The sequence below is a fragment of the Allobosea sp. GW821-FHT10B12 genome (assembly GCF_059415545.1).
In genome coordinates, this window is sequence record NZ_JBWKNL010000012.1 from 38979 (window position 1) to 55961 (window position 16983).

Sequence of the window (16983 nt, forward strand, 5' to 3'; positions counted from 1 at the left end):
ACTAGTTGATGCAGGTCAAGCATGAAGCTTAGGCTGGTGGGGATCGCTTCGCAGGCAGCCTGGGAGAGAATGCGGATGAGCAGCCCCCATCTCATCGAAACCCTGTCCGGCGCAGGCGCCAGCCTCGCCGAGGTGCTGGCCGAGCGGGCCGAGATCCTCGGCCTCAGCCAGGCCGCGCATGATGCGGTGCTGCTGCCGCGCGAGCCCGGCGGCATCAGCCATGCACAACGGGCAGCACTCGCCGTCCGCATGGCACGGGCCAACGCCGACGAGACGCTCGCCGACCACTATTGCGAACTGCTGCGCCAGGCCGGCGAGAGCTCTGCCCTTCTCGCCATCGCCGACGGCGCCGCTCGCGCTGCGGACACCGACACGCGGCTGCGCGCGATCATTCGCCATGTCGACCTGGTGACGCTTTCGCCCAAGGACGCGACCAAGAGCGACATTGCAGCACTCAAGGCCGCCGGCCTGTCCGAGCCCGACATCGTCCGTCTGGCCGAGCTGATCGCCTTCGTGAACTACCAGGCGCGCGTCATCGCCGGCCTGCGGCTGCTGGGGACCATCGCATGAGCACCGTCGTCCACGAATTTACTGACAAGGTCCCGCGCTGGTCGCCCTATGTGACGCCAGTCGTGCTCGCCGAGGCGACGCCGGAGCAGCTCGATGCGATGCAGGTGACACCGTCGAACAAGAAGATCTCGGACTACGTGCTGACACTCGCGCATGATCCGGAATCGTTGAAGGTGCGCTCGCCTCTGTTCAACGCGATCATGTACGGCAAGGGTGGGCTGTCCTCGGCCGAGCGCGAGCTCGGCGCCACCGCGGCCTCGATCGTCAACGCTTGCGTCTACTGCGCCGCGGTGCACGCCTCGCGCTTCATCAGCCTGACCAAGCGCACGGATGTGATCGAGGAGATCTTCGCCAACAAGCTCGACGCAGAGCTGGAAGAGCACCAGCAGGCGATCTTCGACTTCGCTGCGAAGCTGTCGAAGACGCCCTCCGAGGCCACCGCCGACGATATCGCCCGGCTCGTCGATCTCGGCCTCTCCAAGGTCGAGATCCTCGACCTCATCCTCTCCGCTGCGATCTTCGGCTGGGCCAACCGGCTCATGCACACGCTCGGCGAGCCGATCAGGGACTAGCGCGCCTCAGCCCTCACGCAGCGAGCGGCACTGTCGATCCGCTAGCCCCGAGCATTGCGCACGTTCGCGTCTGCGCCGGTTCCCATGCTATCAGGTCGGCATAGCCATTGGCGCCTCGTAGGCCGGCGGTTCTGCCCGACCGGGCGCCACAGCCTGCAGAGGCTGGCCATGCCGACAGCCATCGATTTCGCCCAGGCCCGCCATCGGATGGTCGAGCAGCAGCTCGCCGGGCGCGGCATTCGCGATGGCGACGTGCTCGACGCGATGCGGCAGGTTCCGCGCGAGATTTTCGTCGCAAACCAACTGGCAGAGTTTGCCTATCGCGACGGCCCGATTCCGATTGGGGAGGGTCAGACGATCTCGCAGCCCTATGTCGTCGCCTTGATGCTGGAAGCCGCCGAAATAGCGGCACAGGACAAGGTGCTCGAGGTCGGCGCCGGCTCAGGCTATGCCGCGGCAGTGATAAGCCGGATGGCGCACAGGGTCTGGGCGATCGAGCGGCATGCCGCGCTGGCGGCGCAAGCGGCCGAACGGCTGCAGCGCCTTGGCTACGGCAATGCCGAGATCCTGTGCGCCGACGGGACCGAAGGCTGGCCCGCTGCGGCGCCGTTCGATGCGATCATCGTCTCGGCCGGCAGCAGCACCATACCGGAACCCTTGAAGCAACAGCTTGCGATTGGCGGACGGCTTCTGATCCCTGTCGCGTGCAGCGAATACGGCCAGATGCTGACCAAGCTGGCGCGGCAGGGCGAGAACGCATTCGCCAGCGAGGTCCTCGCAGCCGTCAGTTTCGTGCCGTTGATCAGCCGAACCGGCAGGGCGGTGTGAGAGGGCGCACTCCCGGACTGGAGCAAGGCCTGGTCCGAACACGATAGGCCAACCCGATAGGCCGACGCCGCGCTCTTGACCAAGGCTTCCGGTGCAATGGCGAATGGATACGCCGCAAAACTCGCCAGTTGACAGTTTTGCAATCGATTACATAATCACTTTCGAAGCGGCTCCGCAGAATGAGCCACTCTTGGGAGGAGGCAGGTCATGCACGGCAGCATCGTCGTTTCATCGGCTTTTTCCGGCGCGACCACCGCGCTGCTGCGCCGCTGATTGCGGCTGCGAAAGCCCGGGCCATGGTCCAGATCGGCTTCAACCTGCTGACGGTCGGCGGCTTCATCGACGAAGCGCATCTTGCCTTGTGCGAGCGCATCCGCGAGATCGGCTATGATGGGGTCGAGATTCCCGTCTTCGAGGGCGATGTCGGTCATTACGAACGGCTCGGCCGCCGGCTCGATGCGATCGGCCTGAAGCGCACCATCGTCACCATCGTCGCCGAAGACACTAATCCGCTCTCGCCCAATCCGGCCATCCGCCAAAAGGCGCGGGAGCGCCATCGCTGGGCGGTCGACTGCGCCGCGGCGCTCGGCGCCAGCGTCATCGCAGGGCCCTATCACTCGCCGGTCGGCGTCTTCACCGGCGAAGGCCCGCGCGAGGACGAGCTCGCTCATCTCGCCGAGGCGCTGCACGTCATGGCGGAGGATGCCGGCAAGGCCGGCATCGCGCTCTCGCTGGAAGCGATCAACCGCTTCGAATGCTACGCGCTGAACACGATGGAAGCCGCGAGCGCGCTCCATGCGCGGGTCGGACATCCGAACTTCGGCTACATGTACGATACCTTCCACGCCAATATAGAGGAGCGCGACCCGGTCGGCGCCTACAGCCGCTACGCTCACGAGATCAATCACATCCACCTGTCGGAGAACGATCGCGGCATCGTCGGGCGCGGCCATGTGCCGTGGGCGCAGACCTTCCGCGCCATCCATGTCACCGGCTATGACGGCTGGCTGACGGTCGAGGCTTTCGGCCGGGCGCTGCCCTCGCTCGCAGCGGCGACGCGGGTCTGGCGCGACCTCTTCCCCGATCTCGATACGCTGCTCGCCGAGAGCCATGATTTCATCCGGCGCGGCTGGGCGCAGGCAGGTGCGGCATGAGCGCGAGCACGCCGGTCCTTTCGATGCGCAGCATCGGCAAGAGCTTCACCGGCATGCGGGCGCTCGACGATGTCAGCCTCGATTGTCATTCAGGCGAGGTCCACGCCATCTGTGGCGAGAACGGCGCCGGCAAGTCGACCCTGATGAAGGTACTGGGCGGCGTCTATCGCCCCGATGAAGGCGAGATCCGGCTCGGCGGGCAGCCGATCGCTTTCCGCCATCCGGTCGAGGCACGCCGGGCCGGGATCAGCATCATCCACCAGGAGCTCAGCCTGCTGCCCGAGCGCAGTGTCGCCGACAACATCTTCCTCGGGCTGGAGCCGACCCGCGGCCGCGTGCTCGACCGCGCCGCAATGCAGTCCGGCGCGCGCAAGCTACTGGAGCGCGTCGGCGCCAGGGTTCATCCCGCCGCGCTGGTGAAATCGCTGTCGATCGCCGAGCAGCAACTGGTCGAGATCGCCAAGGCGCTGGCCCTCGATGCGCAGATCATCGTCATGGACGAGCCGACCGCGGCGCTCGACGAGCGCGACGCCAGCCGGTTGCTGGAGCTGGTCGGGACGCTCAGGCGCGAGGGCGCGGCGATCCTCTACATCTCCCATCGCATGGCCGAGCTGAAGGCGATCGCCGACCGCATCACCGTACTGAAGGACGGCAAGCTCGTCGCGACACGCCCGGCCAACGCACTGACGCCGGCCATGATCGTTCGGCTGATGGTCGGACGCGACCTCGCCGACTTCTTTCCGCCGCCGGGCGATCCCGCCAAACTCGGCCCGGTCGTCCTGTCGGTGCAGGGCGCCGGCAACACCGTGCTCGCGGACATCGCGCTCGACCTGCGGGGCGGCGAGATCGTCGGTGTCGCCGGGCTCGAAGGCTCGGGCAAGGGCGCGCTCGGCCGTGCCCTGTTTGGCGATGAACCTTTCACGCGCGGCCGCATGACCATCGACGGGCAGGACGGGCTGATCGGCTCGCCGCGCGCTGCCATCGCCGCCGGCATCGGCTTCCTTTCCGACGACCGCAAGAAGGAGGGCATCGCCCCGCAGCAATCGCTGCGCGACAATGTCCTGATGACCCTGCGTGCCTTCGCGCAGCGTCTATTGCCGCCGGGTTCCGGCGACATGGCACGCGCTGCTGCCGACCGACAGCTCACCGAGGTCGACGTCCGGGCCGCGGGCTTCGCGCAGGAGATCCGCGAGCTCTCCGGCGGCAACCAGCAGAAGGTCGTGATCGGCCGCTGGCTGGCGCGCGATCCCAAGGTGCTGATCTTCCTCGAGCCGACCCGCGGCATCGACGTCGCCGCCAAGGCGGCGATCTACCAATTGATGCGCGGCCTCGCCGATCGCGGCCGCGCCATCCTGATGATTTCCTCCGACCTGCCGGAGATCATCGGCGTCAGCGATCGCATCCTCGTCATGCATGAAGGCCGCCTCGCCGGGGAACTGAAGCGCGGCGCCAGCGAGGAAGACGTGATGCACCTCGCGCTCGGCACCGGGACGGCGGAGGCCGCGGCATGAGCGCCAGCGCCGACATCGTTGCTGCCCGCCCGGCGCGCGAAGTGCCGGTGGCGCCGCTGCTCTTTGCCGGCTCGCTTGCGCTCTATGTCGTGACCGCGCTCGCGACCGGCCAGCATGCCTATCTCACCGGCGAGGGCTTTGTCGGCCTCACCCAGCGCATGGTCGGCCTCGGCATGGTCGCGCTTGGGCAGACGCTGGCCATCCTGGTCGGCTCGATCGATCTTTCCGTCGCCAACCTCATCAGCGTCTCCGCCGTGCTCGCCTCCTTCATCATGAAGGGCGAGCCGGCGATGATTGTCCCGGCCGTGCTGGCGGTGCTGGTGCTGTCGGCAGCGGTCGGCCTCGTCAACGGGCTGATCATCGCAAGACTCGACGTCAACCCGCTGATCGCAACGCTCGGCGTCGGGCTGATCCTGCAGGGGCTGCTCTCGGCGAGCTTCTCCAATTTCGCCGGCTCGGTTCCGGCAGCCTTCCAGGCCTTCGCCTATGGCCGGATCGGACCGCTGCCCTGGTCGGTGCTGCTGCTGTTCGCACTCGCATTCGCGATCTGGCTGCTGCTCAGCCGAACGCGCTTCGGCGCGCATCTCTACGCCACCGGCGGCAATCGCGACGGCGCCCGCCTCGCCGGCATCCGCACCGAGCGCGTGATGATCGGCGCGCATGTGCTGTGCTCGCTGATGGCCGGGCTGACCGGGCTCTATCTCGCCAGCCGCCTGCGCGCGGGCGCGCCCTGGGTCGGCCGCGACGGCGTCTACGATCTTGAATCCATCGCGGTGGTGGTGATCGGCGGGACCTTGCTCGCCGGCGGGCGCGGCGGGGTCTGGGGCACGCTCGCCGGCGTCTTCCTGTTCGCCACGCTCGACGCCGTCTTCAACATGACCGGCATCGACGCTTTCCCCAAGCAGGTGCTGCGCGGCGCCATCGTCATCCTCGCGGTCGCCGTCTACGCGGTGCGCAGCCGGGGGCATGTCGCATGAGCGCGGTAGCCGCCCAGTCCGGCCCCTCGGCGGTGCTGCGTTTCGCCCGCGGCGTCAATGTCGGCCTTGCCGTCTTCCTCGTGCTCTATGGCACGATCGCCGTGCTGCAGCCCGGCTATTTCGAGGTTGAGGGCTTCCTCAATTTCCTGCGCCGGGCCGCGCCATTGATCATCCTCGCCTGCGGCCAGCTCTTCGTCATCGCCGGCGGCGGCTTCGACCTGTCGATGGGCTCGCTGGTGACGCTGACCGTGCTCGGCGGCTCGATGCTGGCCGGCGGCAATCCCGACAACACCTGGTGGACGATCGCCGTGCTCTATCTGATCGGGCTCGGCGTCGGGCTGGTCAACGGGCTGGTCGTCACCCTGCTCAAGGTGCCCTCGATCATCGCGACGCTCGGCATGCTGCTCTCGCTCAACGGTGCTGCGCTGATGTGGTCGGGCGGGGCGCCGCGCGGCTATCTGCCCGAGAATTTCCGGGCGCTCGGCCGCCTCGTCTATCGCGACGTCCCGCTGACCGGGATCATGCCGCTCTCGGTGCTCATCCTGATCGGCTTCGTCGGGATCGCCGCCTGGTTGCTGCACGCCACGGTCTTCGGCCGGCAGGTGCTGGCGGTCGGCGACAATCCGCGCGCAGCGGAGCTTTCCGGCGTGCCGGTCGGGGCGACGCGGGTTCTGGTCTTCGTCATCTCGGCGCTGTCGGCGGTCACCGCGGGCATCCTGCTCGGCGGCTTCGCCGGGGTCTCGACCGCGGTCGGGCAAGGGCTGGAGCTGCAGGCCATCGCGGCCTGCGTCATCGGCGGGGCGCAATTGCTCGGAGGGCGCGCCAGCGTCACCGGCGCCGTCGCCGGCGCGCTCAGCCTGTTCGCCCTGTTCACTTTGCTCAACCTGATGGGCTTGCCGCAGCCGCTGCGCGAGACCGTGCAGGGGCTGATCCTGATCGCCGCTGTGGCGTCGAGCGCTTGGCGCCTGCGGCGCGCCTGAGACTGAGAGTTTTCGGAAGCGCGTGATCCCACGTGCTCCGCCAGAGGCCGCCGGCAAGGCGGCGCGATAGAGGGAGGTGACAAATGAAAACGCAGATCGGTTTGGCCGCGCTGATGACGGCACTGTCGACGGGCGCCATCGCCCAGAACTTCAACGACCCCGCCGAGTTCGAGCGCCAGAAGGCGCTGCTGACGGTCGCTCCGCAGGGGCCGGACGGCAAGCCGTGGGAGCAGAACCTCGGCGGCGAGAAAGTCGACACCGCCAAGTACAAGAAGCCCGGCCCCTACAAGCTCTGCTTCTCGAACGCGGGCGTGAACAATCCCTGGCGCGTCGTCGGCTTCACCAACATGCAGGCCGAGGTCGACGCCAACAAGGCCGACATCGCCTCGTTCACCCATGCCGACGCCGAGGGCAAGGACGACAAGCAGATCTCGGACATCAACGCCTTCGTCAACAGCGGCCAGTGCGACGCGCTGATCGTCTCGCCCAACACCACGGCGGCGCTGACGCCGGCGGTCGAGGCGGCCGCCAAGAAACTGCCAGTCGTGGTCTTCGACCGCGGTGTCGACAGCAAGGCACCGGTCACCTTCATCAACCCGATCGGCGGCTACGGCTTCGGCATCCAGGGCGCGAGCTTCATCGCCGAGAAGATCCCTGCCGGCGGCTCGGTGCTGGCGCTGCGCATCCTGCCGGGGGTCGACGTGCTGGAGAACCGCTGGGCCGCGGCCGAGCGCATCTTCAAGGAGAAGGGCATCAAGGTCGTTGGCGCCGAGTTCACCAATGGCGACAATGCCAAGACCAAGGCGATCGTCGAGGACTATATCAACCGCTTCGGCAAGATCGACGGCGTCTGGATGGATGCCGGCGCGACCGCGGTCGCGGCGCTCGAGGCCTTCGAGGATGCCGGCAAGCCCTATCCGGTGATCAATGGCGAGGACCAGCAGGACTTCCTGCAGAAGTGGAAGAAGAACAAGCTCACCGCGATCGCGCCGACCTATCCGACCTATCAGTGGCGCACCCCGGTGATCGCGGCGATCCGCATCCTCAAGGGCGAACCGGTGGTGGGTCCGACCTGGAAGCTGCCGCAGCCGGCGATCACGGCGGAAAACCTCGACAAGTTCGTCAACGACAAGATGCCGCCACTGCATTACGCGCTCTGCGGCTGCGAGCAGATGGCGAACTACCCGGCCCGCTGGGGCGGCAAGTAACCTTCGACACTGGGCGCTCGTATAACGCGGGCGCCCACCCCTGCCCTATCGGCAGCGATTACGGCATGATGGGCGTCCTGCCTTCTCCTGCCGATTCGCCGCCGCTTTTCCAGATCATCAGCTTTGCAAGACGTACCCACAGCCGCTCCGACCATCGCCGAAGTCGCTCGCCTCGCCGGCGTCTCGACCGCGACGGTGTCGCGCACGCTGGCCCAGCCTGAGAAGGTCAAGGCCCGCACCCGCGAGCGCGTCCTCGACGCGGTCAAGGCGATCGGCTTCATCCCCAACGCCCAGGCCCGCAATCTGCGCCTCCAGGCGACGCGCACCGTGATCCTGCTGGTGCGCGACATCAGCAACCCGTTCTATCTCGAGATCTACAAGGGCGTCGAAGAGGCGGCGATCGACGCCGGCTACAAGGTGCTGATGGGCGATGCCCGCGACGATGACGAGCGCATCCTGCGCTATGTCGACATGGTCAGGGAACGCCACGCCGACGGGCTGATCCTGATGGTCGGCCGCTTCCCCGAGGCCCTCGCCAAACGCAGCCGCCTGCCGCCGATCGTGGTCGCGCTCGAGATGCTGCCAGGGCTCAACCTGCCGACGGTCAAGGTCGACAACCATGCAGCGGCGCGCGCCGCTGTCGCGCATCTCGCGCGGCTCGGCCATCGCCACATCGCCCATATCGCCGGGCCGATGCCGGACCCGATGAGCCTCGACCGCCGCGACGGCTATCTCGCCGGACTCGCCGAGGCCGGCATCCCGGCCGATCCGCGCCTGATCGTCGAGGGCGATTTCGGCCTCGCTGCCGGCCGCACCGCGATCCGGACACTGGATGCCCGGGGTGTCGACTACACCGCCGTCTTCGCCGCCAGTGACCAGATGGCGGTCGGCGCCATGGGTGAGTTGCGTGCCCGCGGCCGCAATGTCCCCGACGATGTCTCGGTCGTCGGCTTCGACGACATCGTGCTGGCGGAGGCGGTCGAGCCGCAGCTCACCACGATCCACCAGCCGCGCCGCGAGATCGGCCAGGCGGCGATGAAGCTGCTGATCGAACAGCTATCGGAAGGCGGCGCCCCTCCCGATCTCGTGCTGCCGACGCGGCTTGTCGAGCGCTTTTCCGCCGCTGCACCACCCAAGAAAAGCGGCCAGGCCTGATAAAGACAGGCTCAGGCCGCGGCCGCCGTCGCGCGCCGCGTCATGGCGGTGCAGACCGCCTTCTCCAGATCGGCTTGCCAGAACGGCTTGTTCAGCCGCAGCACGCCGGCGCCGGCTCCGGCTGGCAGGTCGGCATAGCCCGTGGCAAGGATGACCGGCAGGCTCGGCCAGCGACCGTTGACCTCCGCAATCAGCTGCGCGCCGGTCATTTGCGGCATGGCGTGGTCGGTGATCAGCAGGTCGATGTCCTCGCCGCGTTCCAGGATCGCCAGAGCCTCCCTGGCGGAGTTGGCGTCGATGACCTTGTGGCCGAGATCCTCCAACAGAGCCGTCGTGTTCATCAGCACGAGCGCGTCGTCGTCGACCGCGAGCACGGTAAGTGGCCGCGCCGTCAATTCCATCTCCGCCTTCGGCTCCGCCGGCCGCGTCGCGGGTTCGACCCCAGCGGCCGAACCCGCCATGGGCAACCAGATCTCCACGGCCGTTCCTTTCCCTAGGCGGCTGTCGAGCAAGAGCCGACCACCGAGCTGCTCGGCCATGCCGTGCACCATCGACAGGCCGAGCCCCGTACCCTTGCCGACGCCTTTGGTGGTGAAGAAGGGCTCGGTCGCCTGGGCGAGCGTTTTTGCATCCATGCCGCTGCCGGTGTCGGTGACCGAGAGGCGGATATAGTCGCCTTTCGGCAGACCGGTTCGGTGCCCGCTGCCGATAGCTTCGTTGCTGGCTTGGATGCGCAGGGTTCCCCCTTCCGGCATGGCATCTCTTGCGTTGACCGCGAGGTTCAGCACAGCGGTTTCGAGCTGGTTCGGGTCGGCCGCAGCAGTCGCGAGATCGGCGGGAAAATCCGTCTCGATCCGGATCAGCGGCCCCAGCGAGCGCTGCAGCAGATCGCCCATTTCGGCGACGAGCACGTCGACCGCCACGGGCTGCAGCTCGAGTTCCTGCTTGCGGGCGAAGGAGAGCATGCGCTGCGTCAGCGAGATGCCCCGGCTCGCCCCCTTGATCGCGTTATCGATCAGGCCGAGCTGACGCTCGTCGCCGATCTGGCGACGAACGAGTTCGAGGCTTCCCAGCACCGCTGTGAGCAGGTTGTTGAAGTCATGCGCCACGCCGCCGGTGAGCTGGCCGAGCGCCTCGATCTTCTGCGACTGGAACAGCGCTTCACGGGCCGCGTCGAGCTCAGCTTGGACCTTGTGGCGCTCGGTCAGGTCGCGCGTGACCTTGGCGAAGCCGATGATCTCGCCGGCATCGTCGCGGATCGGATCGATAACGATGCTCGCCCAGAAGAGCTCGCCGTTCTTGCGGACCCGCCAGCCCTCCCTCTCGGCACTGCCATTGTCGATCGCGGCCTGGAGTGTCTTTTGCGGCTCGCCGCTCTCGCGATCCTCGGGCGTGTAAAAGAGCGAGAAATGCTGGCCGATGATCTCGTCGGGCGCGTAGCCCTTGATCCGCTCGGCGCCGAGATTCCAGTTGGTGACGATACCGTCGGCGTCGAGCATGTAGATCGCGTAATCCGTCACCCCCTGCACCAGCAGGCGGAACTTCTCCTCCGAGCGCCGCAGGGCCTCATCGGCCTGGCGCCGCTCTGTCAGATCGCGCGTGACCTTTGCGTAACCGAGCACGCGGCCGGTCGCCGGGTTCAGGATCGGGTCGATGACGACATGGGCCCAGAAGCGGGTGCCATCCTTGCGAACACGCCAGCCTTCCTTCTCGAAGCGACCCTCCTCCGCAGCCATGCGCAGGGCACGCTCCGGCAGGCCGGCAGCACGATCCTCCTCGGTATAGAAGCGCGAGAAGGACTGGCCGATGATCTCGTGATCCTCATAGCCCTTGAAACGCCGTGCGCCCGGGTTCCAGCTGATCACCGTCCCCTGCGGATCGAGCATGTAAATGGCATAATCCGTGACGGACTCGACAAGCAGCCGATAGCGCTCGGCGGTCACTGGACCTTCCGCAATTTGGAGCACGTTTGGAACCTTGGACTGTGACATGTCGAACGCGCTGAACGCGGCGTTGCGCAAAAGGTTCCCGGTGGGACAAAGAAAAATTGACGTTGGGTCAGCGGTTAGGTTTCGGCGAGACCAGGATCGCGCTGGAAGCCGCGACGACCAGCACCAGTCCGAGCCAGTCGCTCGCCGCCGGACGCTCGCCGAGCAGGAGCACTGAACCCAGCGCTCCGACCGCCGGAACCATCAAGGTGCCGAGGCTGGCGATCCCGGCAGGCAGCCGCGCAATCACGGTGAACCAGAGGAAATAAGCGAGCGCCTGCGCACCGAGGATATGGAAGGTGAGCGCGGCCGCGACCGGCGACGACAACGCCTTCGGAATCGGCACGCCTTCGAAGATCAGCATGCCGATGCCGGCAGCCGCGCCGCCGATCAGCAATTGCCAGGCGGCGATGGTCAGCGTCGGCGCCGCGACTGGCCAGCGCTTGGTGACGATGGTGCCGAGCGCCCAGCTCAGGCTGGCGAGCAATGCGAGCGCGAGCCCCGGCGAGAATTGCCCGGCCCGGATCAATGGCAGGCCAAGGCAGAGCAGTCCGGCGATGCCGAGCCCGAGGCCTATCAATCGCGGTCGGTCGAAGCGTTCGCCCAGCGCCGGCCAGGCCATCAGCGTCGCCCAAACCGGCATGGTGAAGGTCAGGATCGCAGCGCGCGAGGTCGGCGCCATCAACTGCGCGAAGGCGAGCAGGATGTTGAAGGCGGCGATCGAGAGGATGCCGGCGACGATCAGCCTCGGCCAATGCGCGGCGGGCACCTTGAGGCTGACACCGCGTGCCAGCGCGACCGCGACCAGAGCGAGGCCGGCGAAGGTCATGCCGCCGGCCCGCAAGGTCCAGGGTGCGATCTCGGTCAGCGAGATCCGGACCGCTGGCCAGTTGAAGCCCCAGAGCAGCCCGAGCAACGGGACGAGCAGGAGCGAGCGGGCGGAGGCATGCGGCATGACGTGACTATGCGTGAGGACAGGACTGTGCGGTCATGCCATTTCGATGGAGGCTCGATGCACGGCAGGCGCGCATCGGCTTCCTCGTCAGCCCTCGACCGGCTCGACGCCGCACCATTCGGCGACGAAGAGCGCCATGGTGCCGGTGATGCGCTTCAGCGAGGCCAGGCTGACGCGCTCGTCGAAGGCGTGGATGTTCTGCGAGATCGGCCCGTAGCAGAGCGCGGGCACCTTGTCGTAGAGCGCGTAGACGCGGGTATCGAGATAGCCGGGCGTCATGAAGCTCTTCAGTGCCTTGCCGGTCGAGCCCTGATGGGCGCGGCCGAGCACGGCCTCGGCCTCGCTGCCGGGCTCGAGCACATAGCCTTCCGACCAGAAGCCGTTGAACACGACCTTGGGCGGATTGTTGGAGAGGAACGTATCCGAGCGCGCGAAAGCCAGCACCTTGGCTTCGATGCGCTTGCCGAGCTCCTCGGCCGACATGCCGGGATAAAGCCCGATACGGCAATCGACCCTGCACCAGCACGGCACCGAGGAGGCCCAGTCACCGCCCTCGATCTTGCCGATGTTGAGGTTGATCGGGTGGGCGATGTCCTCGAAATGCTTGCGGCCATGCTTCTCGCGATTGAGCGCGGCTTCGAGCTCACGCAGCGCGCCGATGACGCGATAGGCCGCGTCGATCGCATTTGCGCCAGCCGCCATCTCGCGCACATGCATCGGCACGCCGCGGACCTCGAACTGGAACCAGAGCACGCCGGTATTGGCGCGCACCAGCATCTCCTCCTCCGGCTCGGGGATCAGCACGGCATCGGCCTCGTAGCCGCGCAGATGCGTCATCAATGCGCCATTGCCGGTCGACTCTTCCTCGACCACCGACTGGACATAGACGGTTCCCGCCGGCTGCAGGCCGATGCGCCGGAGCGCGTCGAGGCAATAGAGGTTGGCGGCACCACCGGCCTTCATGTCGGCGCCGCCGCGGCCATAGAGCCAATCGCCCTCGATGACGGGGTCGAAGGGCGGATGGGTCCAGAGCTCGGCCGGGCCGGTCGGCACGACGTCGACATGGGACTGCAGGATCAGGGAGCGGCCCTTCTCCTCGCGGGGGTGATGGATGCCGACGACGATCGGCGCATCCGAATGGGTATCCGAGAACGGCGCGCCGCCGGGATGCCGGCCGATCGCCTCGCGATCCATGGCGAAGCGGTCCATGGTGAAGCCGCGCTGCTTCAAGGCGCGGAAGATGAAGTCCTGGACGGTGTGCTCGCCGCCGCGCGTCGAGGGGAAGCGGATCATCTCCTGGGTGAAGGCGATCTGCTCGGCAAAGCCCGCTTCGACGGAGGCGAGGATGCGGTCGCGCAAGGCGGGATCGAGCGGCATGGGAGGTCTCCGATAGTCGTAGGGCTATCCCGTCATGCTCGCCCTTGTGGCGAGCATCCACGTCTTGAACACCGCCTTCGACCAGCGAAGGCGTGGATGGTCGGGACAAGCCCGACCATGACGAGTGTGGTCACCGCCCGAACCGCTCCCCGCCCGGAACGGCGGCGAGCAATTGGCGGGTGTAGTCGTGTTGGGGGGCGGCGAAGAGCGCGGCGGTCGGGCCGCTTTCGACGATCCGGCCACGCTGCATCACCGCGATCTTGTCGCAGATCTGCGCGGCGACGCGCAGGTCGTGGGTGACGAACAGGATGGCGAGGCCGAGCCGCTGCTGGATGTCCTTGATCAGCTTCAGGATCTGCGCCTGCACGGAGACGTCGAGCGCCGAGACGGCTTCGTCGGCGACGAGCACGTCGGGTTCGAGCGCGAGCGCCCGGGCGATGCCGATGCGCTGGCGCTGACCGCCGGAGAACTCATGCGGATAGCGGTCGATTGCGTTGGCAGAGAGGCCGACGAGTTCGAGCAGCTCCTTGGCCCGCGCCAGCGCCTCCTTGCGCGAGACACCATGCGCCACCGGCCCGTCCGAGATGATCCGCCCGACGGTCTGACGCGGGTTGAGCGAGGCGAACGGGTCCTGGAAGACCATCTGGATGCGCTTGCGATGCGGGCGCAACGCCGCGACACTGAGATCGGTGATGGCGAGATCGCCGAGGGTGATGCGGCCGGAATCCGGCTCGATCAGGCGCAGGCAGCAGCGCCCGACCGTCGACTTGCCCGAGCCGGACTCGCCGACGAGCCCGAGCGTCTCACCCCGCGCCAGGGTGAAGCTGACATCGTCGGCCGCCTTGACCTCGCGGCCGGGGCGGAAGAAGGCGCGCTTGCGATAGACCTTGCCGAGCTTTTCGACGGTGAGCACCGGCTTGCTCTCCGGCAGCGGCGGCCGTTCCGGCGGCGTCAACGACGGCACCGCGGCGAGCAGCTTCTGCGTATAGGGATGGCGGGGCGAGCCGAGCACCTGATCGACCGTGCCCTCCTCAACCAGGACGCCCTTCTCCAGCACGGCGATACGGTCGGCGATCTCGGCGACGACGCCCATGTCATGGGTGATGAACAGCACCGCCGTGCCGTGCTTGTGGCGGAGATTGTCGATCAGCTTGAGGATCTGCGCCTGCGTGGTCACATCGAGCGCCGTCGTCGGCTCGTCGGCGATCAGCAGCTTGGGTTCAAGCGCCAGCGCCATCGCGATCATCACGCGCTGCCGCTGGCCGCCGGAGAGCTCGTGCGGATAGGCACGCGCCAATCGCTCCGGCTCGGGCAGGCCGACCTCAGTCAGGAGCGCAACCGCGCGCGCATAGCGCTCCGGCTTGCTCAGCAGCTTATGCGCCTCGAAGGTCTCGACGATCTGGTCGGCGACACGCATGACCGGGTTGAGCGAGGTCATCGGCTCCTGGAAGATCATGCCGACCTCGCGGCCGCGCACGTCCTGCATCGCGTCTTCCGACAGCGCCAGCAGATCGCGGCCGGCGAGCCTGATGGCGCCGCCAACCGGCTTCACCGCCTTGGGCAGCAGCCCCATCACCGCATGGGCGATCATCGACTTGCCAGAGCCGGATTCGCCGACGACGCAGAGCGTCTCGCCGGCGGCGATGCGAAGCGTCGCATCCTCGACCGCATAGGGCCGGTCGGCCATGACAGGCAAAGCGAGCTTCAGGCCTTCGATCGAGAGAACGGGCTCGGCCATCATTCCCTCCCCCGGGCGAGGCGCGGGTTCAGCGCGTCGTTCAGCCCCTCGCCGGCGAGGTTGAGCGCCAGCACGGTCAGGAAGATCGCGACACCTGGGAAGAAGCTGATCCACCAGGCGTCGAGCAGGCGCGTACGGCCGGCGCCGACCATGTAGCCCCAGCTCATCAGGTTGGGGTCGCCGAGGCCGAGGAAGGAGAGCGAAGATTCGAGCAGGATCGCCGAGCCGATCATCAGCGAGCCCATGACGATGATCGGCGCGATCGTGTTGGGCAGGACCTGACTCCAGATGATACGCGAGGTCGGCTGGCCGATGGTGATCGCCGCCTGGACATATTCGCGCGTTTTTAGGGACAACACCTCGCCGCGCACCAGCCGCGCCACCGGCGGCCAGCTCACCACGCCGATCGCGAGCACAATCGAGCCGAGCTTGGGCTGCAAGATCGCAACCAGCACGATGGCGAGCGCGAAGGACGGGATGGTCTGGAAGAACTCGGTGAAGCGCATCAGCGCATCGTCGACGATCCCGCCGGCATAGCCGGCGATGGCGCCGAGCGGCACACCGATCAGCAATGCGACCAGCGTCGAGACCAACCCGATCGTCAGCGAGACGCGGGCGCCATGGGCGAGGCCCGAGGCGATGTCGCGCCCGAGCGTGTCGGTACCGAGCGGGAAGCGATCCATCACGAAGGGCGCGAGGAAGGGCCGCGCCACCGTCCGCCAGGGCGATTGCGGATAGAGCTGGGGGGCGATGATGGCGAAGAGGATCACCACGATCAGGATGGTCAGGCCGATCAGGGCGCCGCGATTGCGGGAAAAACGCTCAAGGAAGCTCATGACACCGTCTCGATGCGCGGATCGGCCAGCCGATAGACGAGATCGGTCAAGATGTTGAAGCCGACGACCATGGCCGAGGAGATGAAGAAGACGCCGAGCAGCACCGAATAGTCGCGCTGCACCAAGGCATCGAACATCAGGCGCCCGATGCCCGGCCAGGCGAAGACTGTCTCGGTCAGAACGGCGCCGCCGACGAGCTGGCCGGCCTGGAGGCCCGCCAGCGTCACCACCGGCAGGATCGCGTTGCGGGCGACATGGCGCCGCGAGATCACGCCGGGACTGAGGCCCTTGGCGCGCGCCGTCTTGACGAAATCGGCGCCGGCGACCTCGAGCATCGAGGCCCGCATCATCCTTGCATAGAGCGCGGTGAAGAACAGGCCGAGCGTCAGCGCCGGCAGGACGAGGTGGCTGGCGATATCGAGTGCGCGGGCAAGCCCGGTATAGTTCGCGCCGATGGTCTCGTAGCCGACATTGGGCACGAGGCCGAGCTTCAGCGAGAAGACGATCTGGCTCATCAGCGCGACCCAGAACAAAGGCGTCGCATAGAAGACCAGCGCCAGCGTGGTGATGACACTGTCCTGCCAGCGGCCGGCGCGGCGGGCGGCGAGCGCGCCCATCAGCGTGCCGAGGCCGAGCGAAACGACGAAGGCGGCGCCGGTCAGCAGTAGCGTCGCCGGCAGGCGGTCGAGGATCAGGCTCAGTACCGGCTGCTGCTGGCGATAGCTGAAGCCGAGATCGAAGGTGAGGTAGCCCTTGAGATAGACCCAGAGCTGGGTCAGCAGCGGCTGGTCGAGGCCGAAGCGCTCGCGCAGCTGGATCAGCAATTGCTCGTCGGCGGCGCCGGCCTCCCCGGCCAGCACCTGCGCCGGATCGCCCGGCGCGGCCCGGATCAGGAAGAAGTTCAGCACCGCAATAGCGAAGAGGACGACGATCCCCTTCGCGAGCCGGCCGGCGAGGAATTGCGCGAGGTTCATTCAGGCGATCCGAAGAGACTGTCGATCGGCCGATTGATCAGGCCGGCAAAACCATTCGTCATGGTCGGGCTCGTCCCGACCATCCACGTCTTCATGTGTCGAGAGCGGTGTTCAAGACGTGGATGCTCGGCACAAGGCCGAGCATGACGGCGTGGTGTGA

The 16983-nt window shown here is 67.2% G+C and carries 15 protein-coding genes; 9 read left to right on the top strand and 6 right to left on the bottom strand.

Translation table 11 applies throughout. From position 1 onward, the window contains the following. The first annotated feature begins 75 nt into the window (after positions 1-75). From AC07O0_RS27175 to AC07O0_RS27215, 9 genes are all read left to right on the top strand, one after another. Entirely contained in the window at positions 76-570 is a 495-nt protein-coding gene (locus AC07O0_RS27175; protein WP_494627475.1) for a CMD domain-containing protein, read from the top strand. Further along, positions 567-1142, top strand: a complete 576-nt coding sequence (locus AC07O0_RS27180; RefSeq protein WP_494627477.1) for a peroxidase-related enzyme — start codon at positions 567-569, stop codon at positions 1140-1142. Before AC07O0_RS27175 ends, AC07O0_RS27180 begins: the two co-directional genes overlap by 4 nt. A 54-nt stretch (positions 1143-1196) precedes the next feature. Further along, positions 1197-1970: a protein-L-isoaspartate(D-aspartate) O-methyltransferase gene (locus AC07O0_RS27185; protein WP_494627479.1), complete on the top strand. Its 774-nt coding sequence runs from the start codon at positions 1197-1199 to the stop codon at positions 1968-1970. 296 nt (positions 1971-2266) lie between these two features. Further along, positions 2267-3124: a sugar phosphate isomerase/epimerase family protein gene (locus tag AC07O0_RS27190; RefSeq protein ID WP_494627481.1), complete on the top strand. Its 858-nt coding sequence runs from the start codon at positions 2267-2269 to the stop codon at positions 3122-3124. After that, a complete protein-coding gene (locus AC07O0_RS27195) occupies positions 3121-4635 on the top strand; it encodes a sugar ABC transporter ATP-binding protein (protein ID WP_494627483.1) in 1515 nt (504 codons plus the stop codon). Before AC07O0_RS27190 ends, AC07O0_RS27195 begins: the two co-directional genes overlap by 4 nt. Next, the gene (locus tag AC07O0_RS27200; RefSeq protein WP_494627485.1) at positions 4632-5612 is read left to right on the top strand and encodes an ABC transporter permease; all 981 of its coding nucleotides are present in this window, start codon (positions 4632-4634) and stop codon (positions 5610-5612) included. The genes AC07O0_RS27195 and AC07O0_RS27200 overlap by 4 nt, the downstream gene beginning before the upstream one ends. Beyond that, entirely contained in the window at positions 5609-6592 is a 984-nt protein-coding gene (locus tag AC07O0_RS27205) for an ABC transporter permease (RefSeq protein WP_494627487.1), read from the top strand. The genes AC07O0_RS27200 and AC07O0_RS27205 overlap by 4 nt, the downstream gene beginning before the upstream one ends. A gap of 83 nt (positions 6593-6675) precedes the next feature. Then, positions 6676-7800, top strand: a complete 1125-nt coding sequence (locus AC07O0_RS27210) for a substrate-binding domain-containing protein (RefSeq protein WP_494627488.1) — start codon at positions 6676-6678, stop codon at positions 7798-7800. Between the two features lie 123 nt (positions 7801-7923). Next, complete coding sequence (locus AC07O0_RS27215) at positions 7924-8955, top strand: LacI family DNA-binding transcriptional regulator (protein ID WP_494627490.1); 1032 nt, start codon at positions 7924-7926, stop codon at positions 8953-8955. Between the two features lie 11 nt (positions 8956-8966). On the opposite strand, the gene AC07O0_RS27220 is transcribed toward AC07O0_RS27215, so the two are convergent. The 6 genes from AC07O0_RS27220 to AC07O0_RS27245 form a co-directional block, all read right to left on the bottom strand. Further along, on the bottom strand, positions 8967-10946 hold the full coding sequence (locus AC07O0_RS27220) for a hybrid sensor histidine kinase/response regulator (RefSeq protein WP_494627492.1): 1980 nt from the start codon (positions 10944-10946) through the stop codon (positions 8967-8969). Between the two features lie 67 nt (positions 10947-11013). Then, a complete protein-coding gene (locus AC07O0_RS27225; protein ID WP_494627494.1) occupies positions 11014-11898 on the bottom strand; it encodes a DMT family transporter in 885 nt (294 codons plus the stop codon). Between the two features lie 87 nt (positions 11899-11985). Further along, the gene (locus AC07O0_RS27230; RefSeq protein WP_494627496.1) at positions 11986-13275 is read right to left on the bottom strand and encodes an ArgE/DapE family deacylase; all 1290 of its coding nucleotides are present in this window, start codon (positions 13273-13275) and stop codon (positions 11986-11988) included. 130 nt (positions 13276-13405) lie between these two features. Continuing rightward, complete coding sequence (locus AC07O0_RS27235; RefSeq protein WP_494627498.1) at positions 13406-15013, bottom strand: ABC transporter ATP-binding protein; 1608 nt, start codon at positions 15011-15013, stop codon at positions 13406-13408. Beyond that, the gene (locus AC07O0_RS27240; protein ID WP_494627500.1) at positions 15013-15849 is read right to left on the bottom strand and encodes an ABC transporter permease; all 837 of its coding nucleotides are present in this window, start codon (positions 15847-15849) and stop codon (positions 15013-15015) included. The genes AC07O0_RS27235 and AC07O0_RS27240 overlap by 1 nt, the downstream gene beginning before the upstream one ends. Next, entirely contained in the window at positions 15846-16823 is a 978-nt protein-coding gene (locus tag AC07O0_RS27245) for an ABC transporter permease (RefSeq protein WP_494627502.1), read from the bottom strand. Before AC07O0_RS27245 ends, AC07O0_RS27240 begins: the two co-directional genes overlap by 4 nt. Between the last annotated feature and the right edge of the window lie 160 nt (positions 16824-16983).

Excerpts from the sequence above, each read along its gene's own strand:
- AC07O0_RS27240 (WP_494627500.1), bottom strand. The coding sequence starts at position 15,849 with ATGAGCTTCCTTGAGCGTTTTTCCCGCAATCGCGGCGCCCTGATCGGC.
- AC07O0_RS27175 (WP_494627475.1), top strand. The coding sequence starts at position 76 with ATGAGCAGCCCCCATCTCATCGAAACCCTGTCCGGCGCAGGCGCCAGC.
- AC07O0_RS27200 (WP_494627485.1), top strand. The coding sequence starts at position 4,632 with ATGAGCGCCAGCGCCGACATCGTTGCTGCCCGCCCGGCGCGCGAAGTG.
- AC07O0_RS27230 (WP_494627496.1), bottom strand. The coding sequence starts at position 13,275 with ATGCCGCTCGATCCCGCCTTGCGCGACCGCATCCTCGCCTCCGTCGAA.
- AC07O0_RS27195 (WP_494627483.1), top strand. The coding sequence starts at position 3,121 with ATGAGCGCGAGCACGCCGGTCCTTTCGATGCGCAGCATCGGCAAGAGC.
- AC07O0_RS27205 (WP_494627487.1), top strand. The coding sequence starts at position 5,609 with ATGAGCGCGGTAGCCGCCCAGTCCGGCCCCTCGGCGGTGCTGCGTTTC.
- AC07O0_RS27235 (WP_494627498.1), bottom strand. The coding sequence starts at position 15,013 with ATGGCCGAGCCCGTTCTCTCGATCGAAGGCCTGAAGCTCGCTTTGCCT.
- AC07O0_RS27190 (WP_494627481.1), top strand. The coding sequence starts at position 2,267 with ATGGTCCAGATCGGCTTCAACCTGCTGACGGTCGGCGGCTTCATCGAC.
- AC07O0_RS27245 (WP_494627502.1), bottom strand. The coding sequence starts at position 16,823 with ATGAACCTCGCGCAATTCCTCGCCGGCCGGCTCGCGAAGGGGATCGTC.
- AC07O0_RS27220 (WP_494627492.1), bottom strand. The coding sequence starts at position 10,946 with ATGTCACAGTCCAAGGTTCCAAACGTGCTCCAAATTGCGGAAGGTCCA.
- AC07O0_RS27225 (WP_494627494.1), bottom strand. The coding sequence starts at position 11,898 with ATGCCGCATGCCTCCGCCCGCTCGCTCCTGCTCGTCCCGTTGCTCGGG.
- AC07O0_RS27180 (WP_494627477.1), top strand. The coding sequence starts at position 567 with ATGAGCACCGTCGTCCACGAATTTACTGACAAGGTCCCGCGCTGGTCG.
- AC07O0_RS27210 (WP_494627488.1), top strand. The coding sequence starts at position 6,676 with ATGAAAACGCAGATCGGTTTGGCCGCGCTGATGACGGCACTGTCGACG.